We start from the raw sequence: 10176 nt of genomic DNA, 5'->3' as shown, positions 1-10176 counted from the left end.
TACGACTTTCCAGCCGAGCACTGGGTGAGCATACGCACCACCAACCCGATTGAATCTGCCTTCGCTACAGTACGCTTAAGAACCAGTAAAACCCGCAACTGCGGCTCAAGAAATACAACCCTAGCAATGGTTTATAAATTGCTACAATCAGCGCAAAAGCGCTGGAACCGCCTGAAAGGATTTAACCTGCTAACCCTAGTGGTTAACAACGTGAAATTCCAAGACGGCGAACAAGTAATGGAGCAATCAGACAGGAAAGCTGCTTGATGCCCATACACCAGATTTGACTATAACTCCGTTGCTTATTGTGTTGCTGATTATTCGTCAATGATCCTATTCTAACATTTTTGTTTTTGATATTAGCTTTATTGCAGCAACTAACTGAAGGAGACTTTTTATGAGTGTACAAAGCAAGCGAATCGAAATCCAAACACATGGTGAGCCATCCGTGATGGAGTGGGTGGATACGGTAGTTGAGGCACCGGCTAGTGATGAAGTACAAATTGAACAAAAAGCGGTTGGTCTTAACTTCATCGATATTTATTTTCGTACCGGTTTGTACGCTAACTCATTACCTCACGGTTTAGGTTTTGAGGGGAGTGGCGTTGTTACTGCGGTCGGTAGCGAAGTGAGTCATCTAAAGGTTGGTGATCGCGTGGCTTATGGACAAAGTCCGATAGGTGCTTATGCGTTGGTGCGTAATGTCCCGGCTTTCCAAGTGGTTAAATTACCGGATGGTATCTCCTTTGAAGAAGCTGCTGCTATTATGCTCAAAGGCTTAACCGCGTGGTATTTGTTGCGTCAAACATATAAAGTGCAAGCGGGCGAAACAATTTTATTGCACGCTGCGGCCGGTGGCGTCGGTTTAATTGCTACACAATGGGCTAAAGCACTGGGTGTTAAGGTCATTGGGACAGCCTCAAATGCTGAGAAAATCGCTTTGGCTAAAGAGCATGGCGCATGGGAGATGATCAATTATCGCGAAGAAGATGTCGTTGCCCGAGTTATTGAGCTGACTGATGGTAAAAAGCTGCCAGTGGTCTATGATGGTGTGGGTAAGGACACCTTTGAAGTTTCTTTAGATTGCTTAAGACCGCGTGGGTTGTTAGTAAGCTACGGCAATGCCTCAGGTGCGGTGACAGGAGTCAACCTAGGTATCTTGGCCGCTAAGGGGTCACTCTACGTAACTCGACCTAGTGTTGCGGCTTATGTGCCGACCAGAGAAGCGATGCAGGAAGCGACGGATGAGCTGTTTGAGCAGATATTGGCCGGCAATATCAAGGTCAGAATTGATCAGAAGGTACCGCTGGTTGACGTAGCCAAGGCTCATGAGGATCTGGCGGCCGGCCGCACGACAGGCTCTACTATTTTAACCATCGATTAGATTGTTGTTGTTTTCAATAAAATAGCAGCTTGTCATAAGCTGCTATTTTGTTGGCGTTTAGTGTCGGTGCTTTACCAACTAACCAACTAACTCATTAAGCCTGTTTGTCCTGATGGTATGCCATGACTTGATTTACCTCATTTTTAGAGCCTAGGCAGACGCTGACACGTTGGTGAAGTTTTGTCGGTTGAATATCTAAAATACGTTGTTGGCAATCGGTGGAGGCTCCGCCGGCTTGTTCTACTAAAAAGCTCATCGGATTAGCTTCATACATGAGGCGTAATTTACCTGCTTTGTTAGGCTCTCTGGCATCCCATGGGTACATAAAGAGGCCACCACGCATGAGAATGCGATGCACGTCTGCTACCATTGATGCAATCCAGCGCATATTGAAGTTTTTCTCGCGAGGCCCGTTGACACCGGCTAAGCAGTCATCAATGTAGCTGCGTACCGGTTCAGCCCAATGTCGATAATTAGACATATTGATGGCAAATTCCTGAGTGTCCTCTGGGATGGTGATGTTGTCATGGGTCATGAACCAGTCATCTTGCTCTCTATCTAGAGTAAAGCCAACCACCCCTTGTCCGACGGTTAGAATTAACACAGTCTGCGGACCATAAATGGCATAGCCTGCCGCTACTTGCTTGCTTCCGGATTGTAAGAAGTCTTCTTCGCTCAGCTCAGCTGCGGTTTTGGGAGAGTCTAACACAGAGAAAATGGTACCGATTGAGGCATTGATATCAATATTAGAGGAGCCATCCAGAGGGTCAAAAAGGAGTAAGTAGTTACCTGTCTTTTCAATGTCTTTTAAACTATAGAAGGTATCCATTTCCTCGGAAGCCATCCCGGCGAGAAAGCCCTGATGCTCATTTTCTTCTAATAAAATGTCGTTGGCGATCACATCCAATTTTTTTTGCACTTCTCCTTGCACATTTTCTGACTCTAAGGTGCCCAAAACGCCTGCTAAAGCGCCTTTAGCTACTTTGTTACTGATGCTTTTGCAGGAATCGCTGACGGAGAGGAGGAGTCGAGCTAATTCGCTGGTGATGTGATTATTTGTTTGCAACGAGGATAAATAATCAGAAAAAGTGTTTGTGGACATAATCTTCCCTAATTTAAAAAATTTAACGTAATGATGTAAATAGCTTAGTACGTAATGTGTAATGTTTTATTGACAATTTCTCGTAAGTTCTTTGAAGTGTTTTCTTGAGCGGCAATTTGCTCTAAAGCCCCTTTCATTAGGGATTGATATGGTTCAGCATAGTGTGACCAATTATCTAACACACGGGCTAGGCGTGCTGCGATCTCAGGATTGAACTCATCAATTTGTAATACCTGATCAGCCCAGAACAAATAGGACTTGCCATCGGGGCGATGGAAGCCATGAATGTTATTCAGGCAGAACTGAAAAATGAGGGATCGTGCACGATTCGGATTGCTCAGATTAAATGCCGGGTGTGCCATGAGTCCTTTGACGTGCTGTAATTCCGTTTTAGGTGAGGAGGCTTGTAGAGCAAACCATTTATCCACGACCAACGGGTTGTGCTGGTAGGATTCAAAAAACTTGTTTAATGGCAAGCAGTCGCAGCTATCTTCGGTGTAATTGACTAAAGCAGAGAGCGCAGCTAAGCGGTCAGTCATGTTGTTTGCTTGATTGAACTGCATTTCAGCGGTACTGAGAGCTTTAGGATCGTGTATTGCAACCAGCTGTTTTAAGGCCAGGTTTTTAAGCTTACGGTGACCTACTTCGATGGCATTTACCTTATAAGGAGTGTCGATATTTAACTCAATATAGTTACTCCACCATTGCTTTTGCAGGTGATAACCGAGACTGCACTCCAGCAGGTCATAAGCGAGAGCTAAACGTTGAGGATCAACAGCTTCAATTTGTTCTAACAGTATTTTAATATTTGGCAGGGTGAGTAACTCACTGCGGTAGGCTGCGTCTAGGGCAGGGTCAAGCAGATTGCGAGACCATAGATCAATGATTTTTGGATCAATGGCGACCGTTTTGTAGTCGTAGTCACTTAAGTTATCCAGCGCATAGAGTCGCTTAATCTCATCACTCACAATGCGTTGCACTGCTTCCCAACGATTGTAGTGATCGCTGTCGTGAGCAGCTAGGGTCATCAGCTCTTCTTGTGTGTAATCATAATCAATGGTGACCGGTGCTGAGAAGTTGCGCACTAGAGATGGAATCGGATCATTTTCAACGCGCTCAAAGACAAACGTTTGCTGCTCATCGGTCAGATGCAATAAGACCTCATCGTAGTGTCCGCCATTAAATTCAAATGGCAATGCTTTGCCGTCTTTGCTGACGAGTGCAAAGGCAATTGGAATGTGGAACGGTAGCTTGTCGACATCCGGCTGCAATGTCTCGACGCCTACTTTAGGACAGCGTTGCTTCATGGTCAGGACCAGCTGTTGAGACGATGCGTCATAGTGACTCTCAACCGCTACGTTAGGCGTGCCTGCTTGGCTATACCAACGTCTGAAGATGGTCAAATCGGCATCAGCTTGATGCTGTTGATAAGCCCACTCCATGGCGTTAAGAAAATCATCACATGTGACAGCTTGACCGTCATGGCGACGGAAATACTCTTTCATCCCTTGTTGAAACACTTCCTCGCCTAACATGGTATGAAGCATACGAATTATCTCAGCACCTTTTTCATAAATCGTGCTCGTGTAAAAGTTACTGATTTCTTCATAGCTGTTTGGGCGAATAGGGTGCGCCATGGGGCTTGCGTCTTCGGGAAATTGATGGGTTTTTAAAAGACTCACATCAGCAATGCGCTTAACAGCGCGAGCTGTTTTAGCCATATCTTCAGTAAGACCCATGCTCATCATATCAGCCGAGAACTCTTGCTCTCTAAACACCGTGAGGCCTTCTTTAAGGCTGAGTTGGAACCAGTCTCGGCAGGTGACTCGGTTGCCTGTCCAGTTATGAAAATACTCATGACCGATGACCGCTTCGATACCGGCGTAATTTGCGTCTGTCGCTGTTTGAGGGTTGGCTAGTACATAGGCCGTATTAAAGATATTTAACCCTTTATTCTCCATGGCGCCCATATTGAAATCGCTGACAGCGACGACCATAAAGCGGTCCAAATCGAGACTCAGATTAAAGCGAGTTTCATCCCAACGAATCGAGCGTTCTAAGCTCTCGAGCGCCCATGCGGTTTGATCATAAGTACCCTGGTCACTGTAAATTTGTAATAACACCTCACGACCATCTGCTAACTTGCTTGTTTTTTCTCGTAAATCAAAGGCGCCGGCGACTAAGGCAAACAGATAAGCTGGCTTTTTAAAAGGGTCATGCCAGACTGCCTGATGATAGCCGTCGGCTAAATCCTCTTGGCTTAATAAATTGCCATTGGATAGTAAAACAGGGTAGGTATTTTTGTCAGCAATTAGCGTGACTTCAAACTCACTCATCACATCGGGTCTATCGGGGTAGAAGGTAATCCGTCTAAATCCCTCAGCTTCACATTGGGTGTAAAAATGGCCGCCTGAGCGGTACAAGCCCATAAGCGTTTTGTTGATCTCCGGCTTGTTGCTGCACGTAATGCTCAATGTAAAGTTGCCTGAGCAGTTGAAAATCGTCAGACCGTCTTCATCTAAATGATAGTCGTTTGCTTGAAGAGGAACATCATTGATTGACACGTCTATTAATTCCAGCTCTTCACCATGTAAATACATATCTTGAGCCGAAACGCTCTTACTTTTTACGTGAAGTGTGGAGCTTACTCGTGTGGTATCGGGTTCTAAATTGAACTTTAAAGCGACTTTACTAATCTCAAAGGGATAGGCTTGGTAGTCTTCACGCAATATAGTGGCAGATGTTTTTTCAGTCATAACGTTAATCTATAAATGTTATAAATGTTATAAGTGTTTTTACGTTGTTTAATTCGTATATTATAAGTCAATAGTACAAGGTACTAATTAACATAAAATGTTTATAGGGGTAATTATCAGAAAGAAATTGCCTAAGAGATGAAGCATATCCAATGATCGAAGTTCTGACTTAATAAGGACAGAGTGATGAAATATCTCGATTTATCAAGAGCATGGCGTATAGCGCTGGTTTTTCTTGTTGTTTTTTTAAGTGCTTGTGCAGGCAGTCGTACCTTTACCGTCCAACAAGAAGTGTTCCAGCAGTTAGATGGCGCGGCACCGGGTGGTAGTTATGCCATTAAAAAATACCAAGGACAGGACTTAGAGCGTAGCGCCTATGCTGAGCTGTTGCAGAAAAACATGTATCGTACCGGTTTGTACCAAGCAAGCTCTGAGCAAACAGCGGATTATTTGATTGATTTTCACTATACCCAAGATTCGCGTCAACGGCTGGTTAACGATTACTACTATGACCCGGTGTTTGTCCCTTATATGAATTATTTTTATGGGCCAAATGGGCGTGTATATAGTAGATTGACGTATTACACAAGCTATCAGCAGTACTCGCGAGTACGCCAAGTCAATTACAATTACTATACCTTAAAGGTATTGATTACTCGCCGCTCAGATAATCAGAGCGTGTACCAGTCTACCGTAGCGGCCAACAGCCAGTCTGCTATGGCTGAGGTGATGCCATACCTCATGGCCGCTGTGTTTGATGGTTATCCGGGTCAAAATGCACACGTTCGAGAGATTGTTTTTGACTTAGATGAACCCGGTGCCGGCTTAGGATTGCAGCAGGGCCTACAAACACCGGATAGTATGAAGTCTGAGGTTGAAGCCGCAGCAAGGCAGTAAGTTGACTTACAATAGCAGCACATTCTAAATCTGAAGAGTTAAGTTTAAATGAATTTAAAAACCCAAGTTAAAGAGCCACAGTTGGCTAAGCAGATATTGGTTCCCACGCAAGCGGGGTCGATGGAAATTGCTAAATCCCTTTTATTAGAGCCGTGGGGCCTAGACGAAGGCCATCTTGAAGGTGCCATGGCTGAGATGTTCAGTCATCAAGTGAATTATGCTGACCTTTACTTTGAATATAGTAATAGTGAGAGTTGGTCGCTTGATGAGGGTATCGTAAAGTCAGGGTCCTTTAATATTTCTCAGGGAGTTGGGGTGCGCGCTGTTGTCGATGAAAAAACAGCCTTTGCCTACTCCGACATACTTTCACCGGAAGCGCTTTTAGAAGCGGCAACTACAGTAAAAACAATCGCTGATCATGGTCCAAAAAATCAGGCCATTCGTGTTCAGAGTAATCAAACAATCGTGCAGCAGCTGTATGCACCGGAGGATCCGCTGGAATCCATGAGTGCCGAGGAAAAAGTTGCCTTATTGGAGCGAGTTGAGCAGATGGCACGAGCGCGCGATCCTCGAGTGATTCAAGTGATGGCCAGTTTAGGAGCAACGCGTGATGTGATGTTAGTAGCCACCAGCGATGGTCGTTTGGTTGCTGATGTGCGCCCGCTCGTTCGTTTGTCAGTTAATGTCATTGTTGAGCAAAATGGTCGTCGTGAAAGTGCATCTGCCGGAGGTGGTGGTCGTTTCGGTTTAAATTACTTTAGCGATAGCCTGATCGAAGAGTATGTCAGTCGTGCAGTTAGTGATGCGCTAATCAATTTAGAAGCGCGTCCGGCACCGGCGGGTCAAATGACCGTCGTATTAGGTTCCGGTTGGCCCGGGATCTTATTGCATGAAGCGGTAGGTCACGGTCTCGAGGGCGACTTCAACCGCAAGGGATCCAGTGTCTTCTCAGGACGCATTGGTGAGCAAGTTGCCTCTAAGGGGGTGACAGTGATTGATGATGGCACCATCGCCGATCGTCGTGGTTCACTCAATGTCGACGATGAGGGTAACCCGACACAGCATAATGTCCTGATTGAGGATGGTGTCTTACGAGGCTATATGCAAGATAGTCTTAATGCGCGCCTCATGAAGACCGCAGTTACCGGCAATGGTCGTCGTGAATCTTATGCTCACTTACCCATGCCGCGCATGACTAACACCTATATGCTTGCCGGCGATAAGACACGTGAAGAGATTATCGAATCAGTCGAAGATGGGATCTACGCAGAAAACTTTGGTGGTGGTCAGGTTGATATTACCAGCGGCAAATTTGTTTTCTCCGCTTCTGTTGCCTATCGCATTGAAAAAGGCAAAATCACCTATCCGGTCAAGGGCGCAACATTAATCGGTAGCGGTATTGAAGCCATGAATCAGGTATCGATGATCGGTAACGACCTTAGCTTAGACCCTGGTGTAGGTACCTGCGGTAAAGAGGGGCAAAGTGTGCCGGTGGGTGTCGGTATGCCGACCATTCGCATTGATGGTTTAACCATAGGTGGCACAGCATAATAGCTAAAACGTAGTCGTATTAGGTTGTAAAAGTAGCTAACTTCTTAAGAAATAATATAAAAAGAGCAAATCTTATGTTTTTGTGCATATTGTTGCAATACAATATATTAAGCTACATTAATAGCCATCCGTTTAAAAATTTAGAGAGTTGGAGTTACAAAGGTGTCTTACAATACCGATGATTTGCGTATTGCCGAAATTAGGGAGCTGACCCCGCCATCACATTTGATGAGAGAGTTTCCTTGCTCCTCTGAGGTGTCTAGTGTGGTTCATGCGTCTCGCCAGGCAATTCATGATATTTTGCACGATAAAGATGACCGTATTTTAGTAGTGGTAGGTCCTTGTTCGATTCATGATACAAAAGCTGCCCTGGAGTACGCTGAATTATTAAAGGCGGCTCGCGAAGAGCTCAAGGGTGAGCTTGAAATTGTCATGCGTGTGTATTTTGAAAAGCCGCGTACGACAGTCGGCTGGAAGGGGTTAATCAATGATCCGGATTTGGATTCCAGTTTTAATATCAACAAGGGCTTACGCGTTGGTCGCCAATTGCTGTTAGATATCAATACCAAGGGTCTACCTGCAGGGTGTGAATTCTTGGATATGATTAGCCCGCAGTACATGGCTGATTTAGTGTCTTGGGGAGCGATTGGTGCTCGTACGACTGAGAGCCAGGTTCACCGTGAGCTGTCTTCGGGTTTGTCTTGTCCTGTTGGCTTTAAAAACGGCACCGATGGCAATGTTAAAATTGCAGTTGATGCTGTACAAGCAGCCTCACGACCACATAGCTTCTTGTCGGTGACTAAGGGTGGTCATTCTGCCATTGTTAAGACTCGCGGCAATGAAGATTGCCATATCATTTTACGTGGTGGTAATGACGGCCCTAATTACAGTGCGGAGCATATCGAAGCGGCTTCCCAGGTAGTTGAAAAAGCAGGTCTTAAGCCTAAGATCATGGTCGATGCCAGTCATGCCAATAGTTCTAAAAAGCCTGAGAATCAGCCGTTAGTGATGGATGATGTTGCGCAGCAAATCGAATCAGGTGATGAGCGTATTTGTGGTGTCATGATTGAAAGTCATCTGGTTGCCGGTCGCCAAGATCAGGTTGAGGGCCAAGAGCTTGTGTACGGTCAGAGTATTACCGATGGCTGTATTGATTGGGCGAGTACTGAAAAGGTCTTACAGCGATTGGCTGAAGCCGTAAAAGTCCGTCGCCAAAAAAGAGCTTAATCACAGCTAATATTCAGTAGTTAATTCAGCCTTAATTCAGCATAAGTCCGTTGATTTATGTAAAAATGGCTAAGTGAGTCATCACTCTCACTTAGCCATTTCCTATTAATTTTTAAAGTAATAAATGAACAATTCCCCAGCACCTTCCAATGGCAAGCGTGTCGTTATCGGTCTGTCAGGGGGCGTAGACTCATCAGTCAGTGCTTGGTTGCTCAAGCAGCAGGGCTATGATGTGGTCGGTCTTTTTATGAAAAACTGGGAAGACGACGACACGGATGAGTATTGCTCCAGTCGTCAGGACCTCTTAGATGCCGTCAGCGTTGCCGATTTATTAGGCATAGAAATCGAAGCCGTTAACTTCTCTGCAGAGTATAAGGATCGCGTATTTTCAGAGTTTCTGCGAGAGTATTCTGCCGGTCGTACGCCTAACCCCGACGTACTTTGCAATGCCGAAATTAAGTTTAAGGCATTTTTAGATCATGCGATGTCGCTAGGCGCAGATCATATTGCTACCGGCCATTACGCTCGAGTGCGTCAGGTCGAGGGCGCAAACGGTCCGGAGTTCCAGTTGTTAAAGGGCCTTGATCCGAGCAAGGATCAAAGCTATTTCTTGCACCGTCTAAATCAGGCGCAACTCAGCAAAACCTTATTCCCTTTAGGCGAATTGCATAAGACGAGGGTTCGAGAAATTGCAGAAGAGCTGAAGCTGCCAAATGCTGCAAAAAAGGATTCTACCGGTATTTGCTTTATTGGTGAGCGTCCATTCAGAGAGTTTTTAAATCGTTACCTACCGACAAAGCCGGGACCGATGGTGACCGATACGGGAGAGGTATTGGGTGAGCACATGGGCTTATCTTTTTATACCTTGGGTCAGCGCAAGGGCTTAGGTATTGGTGGCGTTAAAAACTACCAAAGCGAAGATGGTACGGCGCCTGCTTGGTTTGTAGCTCGTAAGGATTTAAAAAGCAATACATTATATGTGGTGAATGGGCATGACCATCCTTGGCTGTTGTCCACTGACTTAGTCGCCGAAGATGTCAGTTGGATCGCCGGCTATGCACCGGAGTCAGCGCGTTACTCAGCCAAAACACGCTATCGACAAGCGGATGTTGAGTGTCATCTACAAGCAACTGACAACAGTTTTAAGCTAAGCTTCCCGGAACGTCAGTGGGCTGTGACACCTGGTCAATCGGCCGTCTTATATGATGGTGATGTGTGTCTGGGTGGCGGTATTATTTTTTAATTATTATTTTTAGACT

Annotated in this window: 7 protein-coding genes and 1 pseudogene; 6 read left to right on the top strand and 2 right to left on the bottom strand. The window is 45.4% G+C overall.

Annotated features, from left to right (window positions below; all coding sequences use genetic code 11):
• Together B092_RS15030 and B092_RS0105500 are read left to right on the top strand one after the other, a co-directional pair.
• Positions 1–267 (top strand): annotated as a pseudogene (locus B092_RS15030) (IS256 family transposase); the annotation flags it as partial.
• Positions 268–397: 130 nt separating this feature from the next.
• Positions 398–1384: a quinone oxidoreductase family protein gene (locus B092_RS0105500; RefSeq protein WP_018574251.1), complete on the top strand. Its 987-nt coding sequence runs from the start codon at positions 398–400 to the stop codon at positions 1382–1384.
• A 94-nt stretch (positions 1385–1478) separates the two neighbouring features.
• Here B092_RS0105500 and B092_RS0105495 read toward each other — a convergent pair whose 3' ends face one another.
• Both B092_RS0105495 and pepN read right to left on the bottom strand, forming a co-directional pair.
• Positions 1479–2486 (bottom strand): class 1 fructose-bisphosphatase, encoded by a 1008-nt coding sequence (locus tag B092_RS0105495; RefSeq protein ID WP_018574250.1) that lies wholly within the window; start codon positions 2484–2486, stop codon positions 1479–1481.
• A gap of 44 nt (positions 2487–2530) precedes the next feature.
• Positions 2531–5242 (bottom strand): aminopeptidase N, encoded by a 2712-nt coding sequence (pepN, locus tag B092_RS0105490; protein ID WP_018574249.1) that lies wholly within the window; start codon positions 5240–5242, stop codon positions 2531–2533.
• A gap of 186 nt (positions 5243–5428) precedes the next feature.
• On the opposite strand from pepN, the gene B092_RS0105485 reads away from it, so the two are divergent.
• The 4 genes from B092_RS0105485 (at position 5429) to mnmA (ending at position 10160) form a co-directional block, all read left to right on the top strand.
• Positions 5429–6139, top strand: a complete 711-nt coding sequence (locus B092_RS0105485) for a DUF4136 domain-containing protein (RefSeq protein WP_018574248.1) — start codon at positions 5429–5431, stop codon at positions 6137–6139.
• Between the two features lie 120 nt (positions 6140–6259).
• Positions 6260–7690 (top strand): metalloprotease TldD, encoded by a 1431-nt coding sequence (tldD, locus tag B092_RS0105480; protein ID WP_040608197.1) that lies wholly within the window; start codon positions 6260–6262, stop codon positions 7688–7690.
• A 162-nt stretch (positions 7691–7852) separates the two neighbouring features.
• Positions 7853–8917, top strand: a complete 1065-nt coding sequence (aroG, locus tag B092_RS0105475) for a 3-deoxy-7-phosphoheptulonate synthase AroG (protein ID WP_018574246.1) — start codon at positions 7853–7855, stop codon at positions 8915–8917.
• Positions 8918–9041: 124 nt separating this feature from the next.
• Positions 9042–10160, top strand: a complete 1119-nt coding sequence (gene mnmA, locus B092_RS0105470; protein ID WP_018574245.1) for a tRNA 2-thiouridine(34) synthase MnmA — start codon at positions 9042–9044, stop codon at positions 10158–10160.
• Positions 10161–10176 lie beyond the last annotated feature (16 nt).

Origin of the sequence: Oligella ureolytica DSM 18253 (genome assembly GCF_000373745.1) — a bacterium.
In the GTDB taxonomy this organism is placed as follows: Bacteria; Pseudomonadota; Gammaproteobacteria; order Burkholderiales; family Burkholderiaceae_B; genus Oligella; species Oligella ureolytica.
This window is presented reverse-complemented; position numbering and strand designations above follow the sequence as displayed.

Bases quoted from the DNA above. Each gene is read 5' to 3' on its own strand.
- B092_RS0105500 (WP_018574251.1), top strand. From the start codon at position 398: ATGAGTGTACAAAGCAAGCGAATCGAAATCCAAACACATGGTGAGCCA.
- B092_RS0105495 (WP_018574250.1), bottom strand. From the start codon at position 2,486: ATGTCCACAAACACTTTTTCTGATTATTTATCCTCGTTGCAAACAAAT.
- pepN (WP_018574249.1), bottom strand. From the start codon at position 5,242: ATGACTGAAAAAACATCTGCCACTATATTGCGTGAAGACTACCAAGCC.
- B092_RS0105485 (WP_018574248.1), top strand. From the start codon at position 5,429: ATGAAATATCTCGATTTATCAAGAGCATGGCGTATAGCGCTGGTTTTT.
- tldD (WP_040608197.1), top strand. From the start codon at position 6,260: ATGGAAATTGCTAAATCCCTTTTATTAGAGCCGTGGGGCCTAGACGAA.
- mnmA (WP_018574245.1), top strand. From the start codon at position 9,042: ATGAACAATTCCCCAGCACCTTCCAATGGCAAGCGTGTCGTTATCGGT.